The sequence below is a fragment of the Kitasatospora sp. NPDC091335 genome (assembly GCF_044757205.1).
In the GTDB taxonomy this organism is placed as follows: Bacteria; Actinomycetota; Actinomycetes; order Streptomycetales; family Streptomycetaceae; genus Kitasatospora.
This window is the reverse complement of the sequence record NZ_JBIVUM010000016.1, coordinates 147,033-163,958: the sequence shown is the minus strand read 5'-3', so window position 1 is coordinate 163,958 and position 16,926 is coordinate 147,033. Positions and strand designations below refer to the sequence as shown.

Annotated in this window: 15 protein-coding genes; 6 read left to right on the top strand and 9 right to left on the bottom strand. The window is 71.3% G+C overall.

Annotated features, from left to right (window positions below):
- Positions 1-106: 106 nt before the first annotated feature.
- The 3 genes from uvrC to uvrA form a co-directional block, all read right to left on the bottom strand.
- Entirely contained in the window at positions 107-2,167 is a 2,061-nt protein-coding gene (gene uvrC, locus ACIQOW_RS29370; protein ID WP_401089945.1) for an excinuclease ABC subunit UvrC, read from the bottom strand.
- 84 nt (positions 2,168-2,251) lie between these two features.
- Positions 2,252-2,689, bottom strand: a complete 438-nt coding sequence (locus ACIQOW_RS29365) for a Rieske (2Fe-2S) protein (protein ID WP_401089943.1) — start codon at positions 2,687-2,689, stop codon at positions 2,252-2,254.
- A gap of 127 nt (positions 2,690-2,816) precedes the next feature.
- Complete coding sequence (gene uvrA / locus ACIQOW_RS29360; RefSeq protein WP_401089941.1) at positions 2,817-5,729, bottom strand: excinuclease ABC subunit UvrA; 2,913 nt, start codon at positions 5,727-5,729, stop codon at positions 2,817-2,819.
- Positions 5,730-5,996: 267 nt separating this feature from the next.
- On the opposite strand from uvrA, the gene ACIQOW_RS29355 reads away from it, so the two are divergent.
- Positions 5,997-6,725 (top strand): maleylpyruvate isomerase family mycothiol-dependent enzyme, encoded by a 729-nt coding sequence (locus tag ACIQOW_RS29355; protein WP_401089939.1) that lies wholly within the window; start codon positions 5,997-5,999, stop codon positions 6,723-6,725.
- Positions 6,726-6,770: 45 nt separating this feature from the next.
- Complete coding sequence (locus tag ACIQOW_RS29350) at positions 6,771-7,424, top strand: MBL fold metallo-hydrolase (RefSeq protein ID WP_401089937.1); 654 nt, start codon at positions 6,771-6,773, stop codon at positions 7,422-7,424.
- 73 nt (positions 7,425-7,497) lie between these two features.
- Here ACIQOW_RS29350 and ACIQOW_RS29345 read toward each other — a convergent pair whose 3' ends face one another.
- The 6 genes from ACIQOW_RS29345 to zapE form a co-directional block, all read right to left on the bottom strand.
- The gene (locus ACIQOW_RS29345; protein ID WP_401089936.1) at positions 7,498-8,484 is read right to left on the bottom strand and encodes a TerC family protein; all 987 of its coding nucleotides are present in this window, start codon (positions 8,482-8,484) and stop codon (positions 7,498-7,500) included.
- 191 nt (positions 8,485-8,675) lie between these two features.
- A complete protein-coding gene (locus tag ACIQOW_RS29340) occupies positions 8,676-9,254 on the bottom strand; it encodes a TerD family protein (protein WP_188297008.1) in 579 nt (192 codons plus the stop codon).
- A 266-nt stretch (positions 9,255-9,520) separates the two neighbouring features.
- Entirely contained in the window at positions 9,521-11,611 is a 2,091-nt protein-coding gene (gene uvrB / locus ACIQOW_RS29335; protein WP_188297009.1) for an excinuclease ABC subunit UvrB, read from the bottom strand.
- A 44-nt stretch (positions 11,612-11,655) separates the two neighbouring features.
- Positions 11,656-11,964 (bottom strand): helix-turn-helix domain-containing protein, encoded by a 309-nt coding sequence (locus tag ACIQOW_RS29330; RefSeq protein ID WP_401089934.1) that lies wholly within the window; start codon positions 11,962-11,964, stop codon positions 11,656-11,658.
- Entirely contained in the window at positions 11,961-12,335 is a 375-nt protein-coding gene (locus ACIQOW_RS29325) for a type II toxin-antitoxin system RelE/ParE family toxin (RefSeq protein WP_401089932.1), read from the bottom strand. The genes ACIQOW_RS29330 and ACIQOW_RS29325 overlap by 4 nt, the downstream gene beginning before the upstream one ends.
- 62 nt (positions 12,336-12,397) lie before the next feature.
- Positions 12,398-13,441: a cell division protein ZapE gene (gene zapE / locus ACIQOW_RS29320; protein ID WP_401090018.1), complete on the bottom strand. Its 1,044-nt coding sequence runs from the start codon at positions 13,439-13,441 to the stop codon at positions 12,398-12,400.
- A 109-nt stretch (positions 13,442-13,550) separates the two neighbouring features.
- Here zapE and ACIQOW_RS29315 point away from each other — a divergent pair, with 109 nt between their 5' ends.
- The 4 genes from ACIQOW_RS29315 (at position 13,551) to msrB (ending at position 16,844) form a co-directional block, all read left to right on the top strand.
- A complete protein-coding gene (locus tag ACIQOW_RS29315) occupies positions 13,551-14,342 on the top strand; it encodes a pyrimidine reductase family protein (RefSeq protein WP_401089930.1) in 792 nt (263 codons plus the stop codon).
- A 51-nt stretch (positions 14,343-14,393) separates the two neighbouring features.
- A complete protein-coding gene (locus tag ACIQOW_RS29310) occupies positions 14,394-14,855 on the top strand; it encodes an indole-3-glycerol phosphate synthase (RefSeq protein WP_188297012.1) in 462 nt (153 codons plus the stop codon).
- 133 nt (positions 14,856-14,988) lie between these two features.
- Positions 14,989-16,398 (top strand): UDP-N-acetylmuramate--L-alanine ligase, encoded by a 1,410-nt coding sequence (gene murC, locus ACIQOW_RS29305; protein ID WP_401089928.1) that lies wholly within the window; start codon positions 14,989-14,991, stop codon positions 16,396-16,398.
- Positions 16,399-16,439: 41 nt separating this feature from the next.
- The gene (gene msrB, locus ACIQOW_RS29300) at positions 16,440-16,844 is read left to right on the top strand and encodes a peptide-methionine (R)-S-oxide reductase MsrB (protein ID WP_188297013.1); all 405 of its coding nucleotides are present in this window, start codon (positions 16,440-16,442) and stop codon (positions 16,842-16,844) included.
- Positions 16,845-16,926 lie beyond the last annotated feature (82 nt).

The following is a 16,926-nucleotide window of genomic DNA, read 5'->3' as shown; positions in this document are numbered from 1 at the left end:
CTCTCGGTCTTTCTGCTGGGGAGAACGCGCACGGCGCGGCCGCCCTTCCCCGGCCCGGGCAGGCGGGCGGGGCCGGGGCGCACCGGCTGACGGGCGGCGTCGGCCGTCATGGCGTCTCCTGGGATGGTGCGGTCCGGTGCGCTGCTGCCACCGGCTCGGCGGCCTGCTCGGCCCCGTCCTCGATGATCTCGCCGGTCGCGGTGTTGACCGCGGGTGCGGCGGGTGTACGGGACGACAACGCCGCCGCAACGGTCTGCGCGGTGCGGCGTCCGATGCCGGGTACCTCGCAGAGCTCGTCGATGGTGGCGGCCCTGAGCTTCTTCAGCGAGCCGAAGTGCTTGAGCAGCGCCTGGCGGCGAGTCTCGCCGAGGCCCGGGACGGAGTCCAGTTCCCCGGCGGTGAGTCGCTTGGAACGCTTGTTGCGCTGATAGCTGATCGCGAAGCGGTGCGCCTCGTCGCGGACCCGCTGGAGCAGGTAGAGGCCCTCGCTGGAGCGCGGCAGCACCACCGGGTCGTCCTCGCCGGGCAGCCAGACCTCCTCCAGGCGCTTGGCCAGGCCGCACAGCGCGACGTCGTCGATGCCGAGTTCGTCCAGGGCCCGTCTGGCGGCGGCGACCTGGGGCTGTCCGCCGTCGACGACCAGCAGCTGGGGCGGGTAGGCGAAGCGCTTGGGGCGGCCCTCGTCGTCCCGGCCGACGGGGCCGGTGTCCGTGCCGGTGTCCGTACCGCTGCCGGGCTCGTCCTCCTCGGGGACGGCCCACTCGCCGGTCTGCTCGCGCTCCCTGAGGTAGCGGCGGAAGCGCCGGCTGATCACCTCGTGCATCGAGCGGACGTCGTCCTGGCCCTCGAAGCCCTTGATCTGGAAGCGCCGGTACTCGCTCTTGCGGGCCAGGCCGTCCTCGAAGACGACCATGGAGGCGACCACGTCCTCGCCCTGGAGGTGGGAGATGTCGTAGCACTCGATGCGCAGCGGGACGGAGTCCAGTTCCAGCGCGTCGGCGATCTCCTGGAGGGCGCGGCTGCGGGTGGTGAGGTCGGAGGCGCGCTTGGTCTTGTGCAGCGCCAGCGCCTGCTGGGCGTTGCGCTGCACGGTGGCCATCAGGTCCTTCTTGTCGCCGCGCTGGGGGATGCGCAGGTCGACCTGGCTGCCGCGCAGGCCGCCGAGCCACTCGCGCACCGGCTCCGCCGGGTCGGGCAGGGCGGGCACGAGGACCTCGCGCGGGACGGACTCGCCGCCGCCGTAGAGCTGCTGGAGGGCGTGCTCGACCAGGCCGGCGGTGTCCACGTCCTCGACCTTGTCGGTGACCCAGCCGCGCTGGCCGCGCACCCGGCCGCCGCGGACGTGGAAGATCTGCACGGCGGCCTCGAGTTCGTCCTCGGCGAGGGCCAGCAGGTCGGCGTCGGTGGCGTCGGCGAGCACGATGGCGTTCTTCTCCATCGCGCGCTTGAGGGCGCCGATGTCGTCCCGCAGCCGGGCCGCCTTCTCGTACTCCAGCTCGGCCGCGGCCTCCTGCATCTCCGTCTCCAGCCGGCGCAGGTAGTTGCCGGTGCGCCCGGCCATGAAGTCGCAGAAGTCCTCGGCGAGCGCGCGGTGTTCGTCCGCCGAGACCTTGCCGACGCAGGGCGCGGCGCACTTGCCGATGTAGCCGAGCAGGCAGGGCCGGCCGACCTGGCGGGCGCGCTTGAAGACGCCGTTGGAGCAGGTGCGGACGGGGAAGACGCGCAGCAGCAGGTCGACCGTCTCGCGGATCGCCCAGGCGTGTCCGTACGGGCCGAAGTAGCGCACGCCCTTCTTGTGCGCCCCGCGCATCACCTGGACCCTCGGGTACTCCTCGTCGAGGGTGACGGCGAGTTCCGGATAGCTCTTGTCGTCGCGGTACTTGACGTTGAACCGGGGGTCGTACTCCTTGATCCAGGAGTACTCCAGCTGGAGGGCCTCGACCTCGGTGCCGACCACGGTCCACTCCACCGAGGCGGCGGTGGTGACCATGGTCGCGGTGCGCGGGTGCAGGCCCGCCAGGTCCTGGAAGTAGGACGACAGGCGCGGCCGCAGGCTCTTGGCCTTGCCGACGTAGATGACCCGGCCGTGGGCGTCGCGGAACCTGTAGACACCGGGGGAGGTCGGGATCGCACCGGGCGCGGGGCGGTAGGTGCTCGGGTCAGCCATGAGTCCACCGTACCGAGTGGGGCCGGGGCCGCGGGGAGGAGATCGTCAGGGGGGACCGTGGAGGTCGGGAGGCGGTCAACTGCGTCAGCTCGGGGTCACCTTGAGGTTGCCGCCCTCGACCGTGACGGTGTAGGCGGGCAGCGGGGAGGGGGCCGGGCCGTCCTGCACGGCGCCGTCCGCGACGGCGAACCGGCTGCCGTGGCAGGGGCACTGGATCTGGGCGTTCTTCACCTGGTCCACGATGCAGCCGGCGTGGGTGCACTTGGCGCTGAACGCCTTGTACTGGCCGGCGGCGGGCTGGGTCACCACGATCTTCTGCTCGCGGAAGACCTTGCCGCCGCCCTCGGGCACGGCCGAGGCCGGACCGAGGTCCACCGGGCCCTTGGCGGCGCCGCTGCCGCCGGAGGCGGAGGAGCCGCATCCGGTGACCGCCACCGTGCCGCCGGCCGCCAGCACGGCCGCGGCTCCGCAGAGCAGGGTGCGGCGGGAGGCGGTGGGGCTGCTCTCGGGGGCCTCGGACATCGGTGTGCTCCTACGGTGTGCTGCTGCTGCGAGGGACCACGGAAGTCTATGCCGCACGCACCCCGCCGCTCCCTGGCCACCCGCACGGTGGCGGGGGCGTCGGGAGCGGCGGGGTGGGCGCGCGGGGCTACTTCTTCGCGGCGGCCGCGCGCTTGCGCGGTGCCTTCTTCGCCGGGGCGGCCACCGGGGCGTCCGCGAAGCCACCCGGAAGGATGTCCCGCAGGAACTTGCCGGTGTGGCTCTCCGGGACGGCGGCGATCTGCTCCGGGGTGCCCTCGGCGACCACGCTGCCGCCGCCGGAGCCGCCCTCGGGGCCCATGTCGACGACCCAGTCGGCGGTCTTGATCACATCGAGGTTGTGCTCGATGACGATCACCGTGTTGCCCTTCTCCACCAGCCCGCTGAGCACCTTGATCAGCTTGCTGATGTCCTCGAAGTGCAGACCGGTGGTGGGCTCGTCCAGCACGTAGACCGTCCGCCCGGTGGAGCGCTTCTGGAGCTCCGAGGCGAGCTTGACGCGCTGCGCCTCGCCACCGGAGAGGGTGGGCGCGGACTGGCCGAGCCGGACGTAGCCGAGGCCCACGTCGTTGAGCGTCCGCAGGTGCCGGGCGATCGCCGGGACGGCCTCGAAGAAGGCCAGCGCCTCCTCGATCGGCATGTCCAGCACCTCGGCGATGGACTTGCCCTTGTAGTGCACCTCCAGCGTCTCCCGGTTGTACCGGGCGCCGTGGCAGACCTCGCACGGCACGTAGACGTCCGGCAGGAAGTTCATCTCGATCTTGATGGTGCCGTCGCCGGAGCAGTTCTCGCAGCGGCCGCCCTTGACGTTGAAGGAGAACCGGCCGGGCAGGTAGCCGCGGACCTTGGCCTCCTGCGTCTCCGCGAAGAGCCGGCGGACGTGGTCGAACACCCCGGTGTAGGTGGCCGGGTTGGAGCGCGGCGTGCGGCCGATCGGCGACTGGTCGACGTGCACCACCTTGTCCACCAGGTCGGTGCCGGTGATCCGGGTGTGCCGGCCCGGCACGCTGCGGGCGCCGTTCAGCTCCCGGGCGAGGTGGGTGTACAGGATGTCGTTGACCAGCGTCGACTTGCCGGAGCCGGAGACGCCGGTGATCGCGGTGAAGGTGCCGAGCGGGAAACCGACCGTGACGTCCTTGAGGTTGTGCTCGCGGGCTCCGTGGACGGTCAGCTGGCGCTTCTTGTCCCGCTCGCGGCGGGTGTCCGGGATCGGGATGGACCGCTTGCCGGAGAGGTACTGGCCGGTCAGCGACTCCTTGTTGGTGAGCAGCTGCTTCAGCGAGCCGGAGTGCACCACCTTGCCGCCGTGCTCGCCGGCGCCCGGGCCGATGTCGACCACCCAGTCCGCGGTCTTGATGGTGTCCTCGTCGTGCTCGACCACGATCAGGGTGTTGCCGATGTCGCGCAGCCGCACCAGCGTCTCGATCAGCCGGTGGTTGTCCCGCTGGTGCAGGCCGATCGACGGCTCGTCCAGCACGTACAGCACGCCGACCAGGCCGGAGCCGATCTGGGTGGCCAGCCGGATGCGCTGGGCCTCGCCGCCGGACAGGGTGCCGGCCGCGCGGTCGAGCGAGAGGTAGTCCAGGCCGACGTCGACCAGGAAGCGCAGCCGCTCGTTGACCTCCTTGAGGACCCGCTCGGCGATCTGCTTGTCCCGGGCGTTGAGCTTCATCGCGCCCAGGAACTCGGAGCAGTCGCTGATCGACATCGAGGAGACGTCGGCGATCGACCTGTCCTCGACGGTGACCGCGAGCACCACCGGCTTGAGCCTGGTGCCCCGGCACGTCGGGCAGGGCACCTCGCGCATGTAGCCCTCGAAGCGCTCGCGGCTGCTGTCGCTCTCCGCCTCGGTGTGCCGGCGCTGGATGAACGGGATCGCGCCCTCGAAGCCGGTGCTGTACGAGCGTTCGCGGCCGAAGCGGTTGCGGTAGCGGACCTCCACCTGGTGCTTGTGCCCGTACAGCAGCGCCTTCCTGGCGCGGGCGGGCAGCCCGGCCCAGGGGATGTCGGTGCGGAAGCCGAGCTCCCCGGCCAGCGCGTCGATCAGGCGCTGGAAGTACTCCTTGGCGTGCCCGGCGGACCACGGGTGGATCGCGCCCTCGTCCAGCGAACGCTCCGGGTCGGGGACGACCAGCTCGGCGTCGACCTCCATCCGGTTGCCCAGGCCCGAGCAGTCCGGGCAGGCGCCGAACGGCGAGTTGAAGGAGAACGAGCGCGGCTCCAGCTCCTCGAACGACACGTCGTCGTACGGGCAGTAGAGGTGCTCGGAGTACATCCGCTCGCGCTCGGGGTCGTCCTCGGGGAGGTCGACGAAGTCGAGCACGACCATGCCGCCGGAGAGCCGCAGGGCCGTCTCCACCGAGTCGGTGAGCCGCCGCTTGGCGCTGTCCTTGACGGTCAGGCGGTCGATCACCACCTCGACGGTGTGCTTCTCCTGCTTCTTGAGCTTCGGCGGCTCGGCGAGCTGGATCGTCTCGCCGTCGACGCGGGCGCGGGAGTAGCCCTTGGACTGGAGGTCGGCGAAGAGGTCGACGAACTCGCCCTTGCGCTCGCGCACCACCGGGCTCAGCACCTGGAAGCGGGTGCCCTCGGCGAGCTCCAGCACCTTGTCCACGATCGCCTGCGGGGACTGCTTGGCGATCGGGCGGCCGCAGTGCGGACAGTGGGGCTTGCCGATCCGGGCGAACAGCAGGCGCAGGTAGTCGTAGACCTCGGTGATGGTGCCGACGGTCGAACGGGGGTTGCGGTTGGTGGACTTCTGGTCGATCGAGACGGCCGGGGAGAGGCCTTCGATGAAGTCGACGTCGGGCTTGTCCATCTGCCCGAGGAACTGGCGGGCGTACGAGGACAGCGACTCCACGTAGCGGCGCTGGCCCTCGGCGAAGATCGTGTCGAAGGCGAGCGAGGACTTGCCGGAGCCGGAGAGGCCCGTGAAGACGATGAGGGAGTCGCGGGGCAGGTCGAGCGAAACGTTCTTGAGGTTGTGCTCGCGAGCACCGCGGACGATGAGGCGGTCGGCCACTGCTTCTGGCGCCTTTCTCCGGGGCGAGAGGGCTTGCGTCGGGATGTGCTGCTTCTTCCAGGATGCGGCAGCCAGCCTATAGCTCAGACGTTCGAATATCGACCTTGTCCAGCCGGGCCCACCCGAACGAGTGAAGCCGACCTCCGGACCGTCCGTACCCGGACCGAAAAAGGCCCTGCTCAGGGCCGGGATTCGGCGATAGCGTCACCTGGTCAACGAGCGAAGCCCCGGGCGGGCAACGCCCCGCCCCCACCGAAGGCAGATGTGATGACCGACCCGCAGTCCGCCGCCACCCGGTCCCTGGCCCAGGTCGAGGAGAGCACCCGGCACCTGCTGCACACCGTGGCCGAACTGAAGCCCGCGGCCCTCGTCGAGCCCTCCGCGCTGCCCGGCTGGACCCGCGGCCACGTGCTGGCCCACCTCGCCCGCAACGCCGACTCCCTGGTCAACCTGCTCACCGGAGCCCGCACCGGCACCGACATCCCGCAGTACACGAGCGGCGAGGCCCGCGACCGGGACATCGAGCGCGACGCGCCCCGCCCGCTGGAGGTCCAGCTCGACGACCTGCGCGCGTCGCACGAGCGCTTCGCCGAGGCCGCCGCGCTGCTGGCCCCCGAGGACTGGGCGGCGTCCGTCAGGCACCGCTTCGGCTACGTCTTCCCGGCCCACGGGATCCCGGCCAAGCGCGTGGTGGAGCTGGAGTTCCACCACGTCGACCTCGACGCCGGCTACACCCCCGCGCACTGGCCGGAGTCCTTCGCCGTCGCCCAGTTCCGCAGGCTCGCCGCGAACCTGGCCGACGACGCCGGGCTGCCCGCCGTCTCCCTCGCGGCCGAGGACACCGGGGACCGCGCCGTGATCGGCTCGGGCACCCCGGCCCTGACCGTCGAGGGCCCCGTCCGCGCCCTCACCGCCTGGCTCTCCGGCCGCTCCGACGGCACCGGTCTGCGCCGCACCCCCGACACCGCCCTCCCCCCGCTTCCCCCGATGGGCTGACGGCGCGAGGATGATCCCAGGAGCCACTGGAGAGGGAGCGAACGGATGACGTACCACGGAGCGGTCAAGGTCGGCGGACCGCCGGACGTACGGGAGCTGGCCCACCTGATCATCACCAAGGTGGCGGTCGGCCCGTACGACAACAACGCCTACCTGCTGCGCTGCCGGGCCACCGACGAGCAACTGCTGATCGACGCCGCCGCGGACGCCCCGGCACTGCTGGAGACCGTCGGCGACGAACTGGGCACCGTGGTCACCACCCACCGGCACCACGACCACTGGGGCGCGCTGGCCGAGGTGGTCGCCACCACCGGCGCCCGCACCGCGGCCGGCGAGCACGACGCCGAGGGCATCGAGGTCCCCACCGAGCTGCTGCTCGCGGACGGGGACACGCTGCGGGTCGGCGAGGTCGGGCTCACCGTCCGGCACCTGGTCGGCCACACCCCCGGCGCGATCGTGCTCGTCTACGACGACCCGCAGGGCCACCCCCACGTCTTCACCGGCGACTGCCTCTTCCCCGGCGGCGTGGGCAACACCTGGGGCGACCCGGAGGCCTTCAGGACGCTCTACCGCGACGTCACCGAGAAGGTCTTCGACGTCCTGCCGGACGAGGCCTGGGTCTACCCCGGCCACGGCAACGACACCACTCTCGGGGCGGAGCGCCCGCACCTGGCGGAGTGGCGCGAGCGCGGCTGGTAGCCCGCCCCGCCGAACGGCCGAGGTCCCCGCGACCGGATGGCGGTCACGGGGGCCTCGGCGCGTGCGCGGCGGGTCAGGCGTCGAGCTTCTCGCGCTCGGCCTGCTCGGCCTGCTCGGCCTGCTTCGAGGCCCGCAGGCTGGTGAAGGTGGTGATCGCCAGCACGACCACGATGAAGCCCAGCGAGAACGGGATGCCGATCTCCGGGGCCCACGTCGCGCCCGCCTCGTGCGCCGCGTGCAGCACCAGCTTCACGCCGATGAAGCCGAGGATCACCGACAGGCCGTACGACAGGTGGACCAGCTTCTTCAGCAGGCCGCCGATCAGGAAGTACAGCTGGCGCAGGCCCATCAGGGCGAAGGCGTTGGCGGTGAAGACGATGTACGGGTCCTGGGTCAGGCCGAAGATGGCCGGGATCGAGTCCAGCGCGAACAGCACGTCCGTGGTGCCGATCGCCAGCATCACGATCAGCATCGGGGTGATCAGCCGGCGGCCGTTCTCCCGGACGAACAGCCTGGTGCCGCGGTAGTCCTCGGTGGCCGGGAAGCGCCGCGTGATCGACTTGAGCACGCGGTTCTCCTCGAACTCCTCGTCCTCCTCCTCGGCGCGGGCCTCCTTGACCAGCTTCCAGGCCGTCCAGATCAGGAAGCCGCCGAAGATGAAGAACACCCAGGAGAACTCGGAGACCAGCGCGGCACCGCCGGCGATGAACACCGCCCGGAGCACCAGCGCGATGATCACACCGAACATCAGCACACGCTGCTGGTAGATCCTGGGCACCGCGAACTTGCCCATGATCAGGATGAACACGAAGAGGTTGTCGACACTGAGCGACTTCTCGGTGATGTAGCCGGCGAAGAACTCGCCCGCCGGCTTCCCCCCGGAGTGCCACCAGAGGAAGCCGCCGAAGAGCACCGCCAGGGCGACCCAGACGGCCGTCCAGATCCCGGCCTCCTTGATCGAGACCTCGTGCGGCTTGCGCCCTCCGATGAAGAAGTCCGCCACGATCAGTGCGATCAGCACCAGGATCGTGGAAACCCACATGGTTACGGAAACGTCCACTACTGCTCCTCCGGCAGGTAGGCGAGACAGTCATCGTCACTGCCGGAGGTCTCTTCCGCCCATCGGGCCAGCGCCCCGGGGTGCCACGACGGGCACCCGTGATGACGGGGTCGGCTGTCGAGGAATACTCCCCTCCGCTGTCGTCGAGAGTAACAGGGAAGGCAAGGAAAGGTAAAGAAGGTAAAGAACCGTCAGAGGTACGGCTCGATCGCCGGCAGCAGGTCCTGGAAGGTCCGCCCCTTCGCGGGCGCGCCGATCGCCTGCATCTCCCAGCCGCCGTTGCCGTCCCTGACCACCTTGGCCATGATCTGCCCGGTGTGCGGCCCGCCGCCCGCCAGCTCGTAGCGCGCCAGCTCCAGCCCGGTGGTCTCGTCCAGCAGCCGGCAGTGCGCCCGCTCGACCTCGGCGAAGGTCTGCCCGGTGTACGAGCTCACCGTGAACACCACCTGGGTGATGTTCACGGGCACGTGCACCAGGTCGACCAGGATCGCCTCGTCGTCCTCGGCCCCCGAGCCGCCCTCCAGGTTGTCCCCGGTGTGCCGGACGGAGCCGTCGTTGCTCTCCAGGTGCGAGAAGAACACCACGTCGGACGGGGTCTTCTCGGCGTACAGCAGCGCCGAGGCGTCCAGGTCGATCTTCCGGGTACGGCTGCCGAACAGCCCGCGCTTGGGGGCGGCCTGCCAGCCGAGGCCCATCCGGACCACGGTCAGGGCGCTGCCCGGCCCCTTCTGGAGGCTGACCCGCTGCCCCTTGGCGAGGTTCACCGACACGACGTTGTCCTCTCTGCCGGCCGCACGGTCGCGCCGCGCGGCTCCACGATGGAACACCCCGTCGCCGTCCCCCGGCTGAGGCCCCCTCTGCGTACGGCCCGCCACCCCGTCCCGAGGGCACGATGCCGCAGGCCAGCCTAGGGCCTGCGAGGCCCCCGGCTCCCCAGGGTCTCCCCGTTTGTGGCAAGCCTGAGACACCTCCGGGCTTGACCGGTGTCATTCCGGCCAAGCCCGGCCGGCCCGCCGGGTGCGCCCCGGCGGGCCGACTACGCCACCCCGGCCTCGCGCATCTGCCGCAGCTCCCTCTTCAGTTCCTTCACCTCGTCGCGCAGCCGGGCCGCGACCTCGAACTGGAGGTCGGCGGCTGCCGTGTGCATCCGGTCGGTCATCTCCTGGATCAGGTCCGCCAGTTCGGCGGCCGGCAGGGACTTGGCCGGCTTGCGGTCCGCGCCCAGCGACGGCACCGGCGCCTTGCCCTTGCCCTGGTTCCGATAGCCGGTGGAGAGCAGCTCGTCGGTGTCCACGTCCTCGCGGGCGAGGGTGTCCAGGATGTCGCCGATCTTCTTGCGCAGCGGCTGCGGGTCGATCCCGTGCTTCTTGTTGTAGGCCTGCTGCACGACCCGGCGGCGGTTGGTCTCGTCGATGGCCTTCTCCATCGACGGGGTGATCCTGTCCGCGTACATGTGGACCTGGCCGGAGACGTTGCGGGCGGCGCGGCCGATCGTCTGGATCAGCGAGGTGCCGGAGCGCAGGAAGCCCTCCTTGTCCGCGTCCAGGATCGCCACCAGCGACACCTCGGGCAGGTCGAGGCCCTCGCGCAGCAGGTTGATGCCGACCAGTACGTCGAACCGGCCCGCCCGCAGCTCGCGCAGCAGTTCCACCCGGCGCAGGGTGTCCACGTCGCTGTGCAGGTACCGGACCCTGATGTCCAGCCCGAGCATGTAGTCGGTGAGGTCCTCGGCCATCTTCTTGGTCAGCGTGGTGACCAGCACGCGCTCGTCCCGCTCGACCCGCCGGCGGACCTCGTGCACCAGGTCGTCGATCTGGCCCTCGGTCGGCTTGACGATCACCTCGGGGTCGATCAGGCCGGTCGGCCGGATGATCTGCTCGACCTGGCCGTCGCCGCGCGACAGCTCGTACGGGCCGGGCGTCGCCGAGAGGTAGACCGTCTGGTCGATCCGCTCCAGGAACTCCTCCCACTTCAGCGGGCGGTTGTCCATCGCGGACGGCAGCCGGAAGCCGTGCTCGACCAGCGTGCGCTTGCGCGAGGCGTCGCCCTCGTACATCGCGCCGATCTGCGGGACGGTGACGTGCGACTCGTCGATGACCAGGAGGAAGTCCTCCGGGAAGTAGTCGAGCAGGGTGTTCGGCGGGGAGCCGGGCTCGCGGCCGTCGAAGTGCATCGAGTAGTTCTCGACGCCCGAGCAGGTGCCGATCTGGCGCAGCATCTCGATGTCGTAGGTGGTGCGCATCCGCAGCCGCTGGGCCTCCAGCAGCTTGCCCTGCTTCTCCATCCGGGCGAGCGTCTGCTCCAGCTCCGTCTCGATGCCGGTGATCGCGCGCTCCATGCGCTCGGGGCCGGCCACGTAGTGCGAGGCGGGGAAGACGTAGACGGACTCGTCCTGGCTGATGATCTCGCCGGTGAGCGGGTGCAGCGTGTACAGCGCCTCGATCTCGTCGCCGAACATCTCGATCCGGACGGCGAGCTCCTCGTAGACCGGGAAGATCTCGATGGTGTCGCCGCGGACCCGGAAGGTGCCGCGGGTGAAGGCCACGTCGTTGCGGGCGTACTGGATGTCCACGAAGCGGCGCAGCAGCTCGTCCCGGTCGACCTCCTGGCCGATCCTGAGCGGCACCATCCGGTCCACGTACTCCTGCGGGGTGCCGAGGCCGTAGATGCAGGAGACGGAGGCGACCACGATCACGTCCCTGCGGGTGAGCAGCGAGTTGGTCGCCGAGTGGCGCAGCCGCTCGACCTCCTCGTTGATCGAGGAGTCCTTCTCGATGTAGGTGTCCGTCTGCGGGACGTACGCCTCCGGCTGGTAGTAGTCGTAGTACGAGACGAAGTACTCGACCGCGTTGTTCGGCAGCAGCTCGCGGAACTCGTTCGCCAGCTGCGCGGCCAGCGTCTTGTTCGGCGCCATGACCAGGGTGGGCCGTTGCAGCTTCTCGATCATCCACGCCGTGGTCGCCGACTTGCCGGTGCCGGTGGCACCGAGCAGCACGACGTCCTTCTCCCCTCCCCTGATCCGCCGTTCCAGCTCGGCGATCGCCGCCGGCTGGTCGCCGTTCGGCTGGAAGGGGCTGACGACCTCGAAGGGCGCCACGGACCGCTCAATACTCGTGATGGGACGCACCACTCCACGGTACGACCCACCACTGACAGGCGGGGCGGCTCCGGTCAGGCCGCGTGCGCCTCGAACCGGATGGCGGGCTCACGGGCCGGGTCGATCCGCACGGCGGAGTCGAAGGCGGCGGCAAGCCGCTCGATCAGCGGAAGTGTCGGATCGACCCCGCTCTCCTCGATGCTCTCGACCGTCTCCTCGTCCAGCCCGGCCCGCTCGGCGAGTTCGGCGACGGTCCAGCCGAGCGCGGACCGGCGGGCGTACACGGCCTCGGCCAGCGCCATCCGCCGCCCGGCCGCCCGGTACTCCTCGCTCTCGCGGTGCTCCGGCGGTACGACCCAGCGGGTGTGGTAGCCGCTGCTCATCGCTCCTCCTCGTCCCTGTCGTACACCTCGTGGTCGTCGGCCGGCGCGTGCTCGGCCTCGCATTCCTTCTGGGCGCGACGGGCCCGCTCGACCTCGTCGCTCTCGCGGTTCCTAGTCTTGCGGAAGACGGTCAGCAGCACAGCCCGTCGACCGGGGGCGAGCCAGTAGGTGATCCGCATCGGCCCGATCCGCAGCTCCCGCAGCGGTCCGCCGAGGTGGCTGGCCAGTGGGAAGGGCAGCAGTTCCCCGTCCTCGGCGAGACGGTCCGCGGCACGCTCGGCCGCCCGGTACTCCGCGAGTGCGCAGCTGCGCAGCCAGGTGCGCACTTCGGGCTCGATCTCGATCGTGTAGCCCACCCGCGCCCCGTCCATGGCTCCCCCCTCTGTTCCGGGAGGGACAACGCCCGACCGGGAGCGCGGGTTACGGGCGGAACCTACTTGGCGCTGTCGCGGGCCAGGGCGACCAGGCGGGAGACGGCGCGCAGGTACTTCTTGCGGTAGCCGCCGCGCAGCATCTCCTCCGGGAACACCTCGTCGAAGGGGAGGCCGGAGGCGGTGATCGGCAGCTCGCGGTCGTACATCCGGTCCGCCAGCACGACCAGGCGCAGCGCGGTGGACTGGTCGTCGACCTGCTTGACGCCGCGCAGGCAGACCGCGGTGACGTCGTCCAGCAGGGCGCCGTAGCGGCTGGGGTGGACGGCGGAGAGGTGGGCGAGCAGGGTGTCGAAGTCGTCCAGCGAGGCGCCGGGGGTGCGGGCCGCGACGTCCTCGACGGCCTCGTCGGTGTACGGCGGCGGGGCGTCCGGCAGGCCGCGGTGGCGGTAGTCCTGGCCGTCGATCCGCATCGGGCGGAAGTGCGCGGACAGGCCCTGGATCTCGCGCAGGAAGTCGGCGGCGGCGAAGCGGCCCTCGCCGAGCTTCTCCGGCAGGGTGTTCGAGGTGGCGCACAGCTTGACGCCGTTGTCGACCAGCCGGCCGAGCAGGGTGGAGACCAGCACGGTGTCGCCCGGGTCGTCCAGCTCGAACTCGTCGATGCAGAGCAGCCGGTGCCCGGAGAGGGTCCGCACGGCCTGCTGGAAGCCGAGCGCGCCGACCAGGTTGGTCAGCTCGACGAAGGTGCCGAAGGCCTTGGGGCCGGGGGCGGCGTGCCAGAGGGAGGCGAGCAGATGGGTCTTGCCGACGCCGTACCCTCCGTCGAGGTAGACGCCGGCCGGGCCGCTGGGCGCGGGGGCGGAGCGGCGGAACCAGCTGCGCTTGGGCGCGGAACCGTTTCCTCCCGTGAGGGTGGCCGCGAACTGCTCCAGGACCTGGACGGCCTCGTACTGGCTCGGCTGGGTCGGGTCCGGGATGTACGTCCCGAAGCTCACCTCGGCGAACCGGGGCGGCGGGACCATCTCGGCGACGAGCCGCTCGGCGGGGACGACGGGGCGGCGGTCGGTGAGCGCGATCGGGGAGCCGGACGCGTGTGCGGCGGCTATCGGCTCGGTCGTGGTGGCGGAGTGGGAGGCTGCGGGCACATCAGTAGAGGGTACGCCTGCTCCGTACGCCGTCCGAACGACCCTCGGTCTCCGGTGGAAGACTGAGAACATGCAACAGTTGATCAGCCCGCCGGGTGAACGCTTCGACGATCCGGCCGCACTGGAATCGCTCGCCGCCGTCTACGCGTACCCCGAACAGGTGAATCAGGGGCGCCCGTGGCTGCGCGCCAACATGGTGTCCGGCCTGGACGGCGGGGCCAGGCTGGACGGGCTGTCCGAGGGGCTCTCCGGCGACGCGGACAAGCGGATCTTCGGGGTGCTGCGGGCGCTGTCCGACGTGGTACTGGTGGGTGCCGAGACCGTCCGCGCCGAGGGCTACCGGCCGGCCAGGGCGCGCCGGGAGTTCGCGGCGGCCCGGGCGGCCGCGGGGCAGGCACCGGCCCCGGCGATCGCCGTCGTGAGCCGCTCCCTTCGGCTGGACCTGACCGCGCCGCTGTTCACCGAGCCGCTGGTCAGGACGGTGGTGATCACCACCGAGGACGCCCCGGCGGAGCGCCGCGGGGCGGTCGCCGAGGTGGCCGACCTGGTGGTCGCCGGCACCGGCGCGGTGGACCTGCGGGCGGGTGTGGCGGCACTGGCCGAGCGGGGCTGGACCAGGCTGCTGACCGAAGGCGGCCCGCGCCTGCTGGGCCGGCTGGCGGAGGCCGGCCTGCTGGACGAGCTGTGCCTGTCGCTGGCCCCGCTGCTCACCGGCGGCGACGCGCCGCGCATCCTGCACGATGCGCGAATGCCGGACGTGCAGCGGATGCGACTGGTCTCATTGATCGAGCAGAAAGGATTCCTCTTCACCCGTTACCTGCGTCACCCCGGTTCGGATGACCCCGTGACCCCCCGATCGTGATGCCGTTATGCGATGCCGGGGCCCGGGGGCCGGCCACTGGAAGGGACTCACGTGTTCAAGACGGTACTGATGATCGAAAAGGCTCTCTCCGACGCGGACGTGGAGCTCGTCACCACGCTCCACGGCGATGAGGAGGTGTCCTTCGTCGTCCTGATGCAGCCGCGCGGCAAGCAGGACGAACTGCTGCGAGCGCTCGACGACGTCGCCCTCGGCCACCTCGACAAGGTGGTGCACGAGCACGACGAGTCCGAGAGCGGGCCGACCGTGGCCACCGAGTCGCTGGAGCACAGCCTGCGCCACCTGCGCTCGGCGAAGGCGGCGGCGGTGGGCGAACTGGTGGAGGAGAAGCCGCTGGAGCGGCTGCGCGCGGTCGTCGAGGAGCACCGGGCGGACGAGGTCGTGGTGCTCACCTCACCCCACTTCGTGGAGGAGTTCTTCCACCGCGACTGGGCCTCCCAGGCCCGGCACAAGGTGGGGGTCCCGGTGCTCAGGCTGTTCGCCAGCGACTCCTAGCCCGGCGCGCCGGTGGTGCAGAATCGTCCTTGCGGTCCGCCCGCGAGGACGATTCCCGCGTCGGCTCCCGAGCCGGCGCCCGCCGGGACCCGTCCGCCCGACCTGTCTGCCCCCGCCCGTACGGAGCCCCGCCTTGAACGACGCCGCGCACGACCTGCACGCCCCGCACTTCATCGGCATCGGCGGCGCCGGGATGTCCGGCCTGGCGAAGATCCTCGCCGTGCGCGGTGCCGGCGTCTCCGGCAGCGACTCCAAGGAGTCCGAGACCGTCCTCGCGCTGCGCGCCCTCGGCGCCACCGTGCACGTCGGCCACGCCGCCGAGCACGTGCCGGACGGCACCAGCAGCGTGGTCGTCTCCAGCGCCATCCGCGCCGACAACCCGGAGCTGGTCGCCGCCCACGAGCGCGGCATCCCCGTGGTGCACCGCTCCGACGCGCTGGCCGCCCTGATGGGCGGCCACCGGGCGCTGGCGGTGGCCGGCACCCACGGGAAGACCACCACGACCAGCATGCTCGCCGTCGCCCTCGGCGAGCTGGGCCTGGACCCGTCCTACGCGATCGGCGGCGACCTCGACGCGCCCGGCTCCAACGCCCACCACGGCACCGGTGAGATCTTCGTCGCCGAGGCGGACGAGAGCGACCGCAGCTTCCACAAGTACGCGCCCGAGGTGGCGATCGTGCTCAACGTGGAACTGGACCACCACGCCAACTACGCCTCGATCGAGGAGATCTACGAGTCCTTCGAGACCTTCGTCGGCCGGATCGTCCCCGGCGGCACCCTGGTGGTCTCGGCCGACCACGACGGCGCCCGCGAGCTCACCTCCAGGGTGGCGGGCCGCGAGGACCTGAACGTGGTGACGGTCGGCGCCGCCGAGGACGCCGACCTGCGGGTGCTGTCGGTGGTCGCCCACGGCATGACCAGCGAGGTCACGGTGCTGCTGGACGGCACCGAGCTGGCCTTCACCGTCTCGGTGCCCGGCCGCCACTACGCCCACAACGCGGTGTCCGCGCTGGCCGCCGGCGTCGCGCTGGGCGTCCCGGCCGCCGACCTGGCCAAGGCGCTCGGCGCCTACACCGGGGTGCGCCGCCGCCTCCAGCTCAAGGGCGAGGCCGCCGGGGTCCAGGTGATCGACTCCTACGCCCACCACCCCACCGAGATGACCGCCGACCTGGAGGCCGTCCGCGAGGGCCTGACCGGCGGGGGCCGGGTGCTGGTGGTCTTCCAGCCGCACCTGTTCAGCCGCACCCAGCAGCTCTCCGAGGAGATGGGCCTGGCCCTGGCGCTGGCCGACGCCTCGGTGGTGCTGGACATCTACCCGGCCCGCGAGGACCCGATCCCCGGCGTGACCAGCGAGCTGATCATCGACGCCGCCCGCCGGGCCGGCGCCGAGGTCACCGCCGAGCACTCCTTCGACGCCGCCCCCGCCCTGCTGGCCGGCCTCACCCGCCCGGGCGACCTGCTGCTGACCATGGGCGCGGGGGACGTCACCAACCTCGGGCCGGAAATCCTCAGGCACCTCGCGAACGTTGCCTCCAACGTCTGACCCACGTCCGTCCGACGTACGCCACGACCGGGAGCCGTGAGATGAGCTACGAGATCGAGAAGACCGAGGCCGAGTGGCGCGCCGAACTCAGCCCCGAGGAGTACCACGTGCTCCGCGAGGCGGGCACCGAGCGCCCGTTCACCGGTGAGTACACCGACACCAGGACCGTCGGCGTGTACGGCTGCCGGGCCTGCGGGGCCGAACTGTTCAGCTCCGAGACCAAGTTCGACAGCCACTGCGGCTGGCCGTCCTACTACGCGCCGCTGGCCGGGGACCGGGTCCAGTACATCGAGGACGACTCGCTCGGCATGCGCCGGGTCGAGGTGCGCTGCGCCCGCTGCGGCGGGCACCTCGGGCACGTCTTCGAGGGCGAGGGCTACGGCACGCCGACCGACCAGCGGTACTGCATCAACAGCGTCTCGCTGACGCTGAAGCCGGCCGAGTAGAACGGACGGCGGGAGGCCCGGACACCGCGCGGTGTCCGGGCCTCCGTGCTGCCGAAGGCCCGCCCCGCGAACCGTCCGGTGC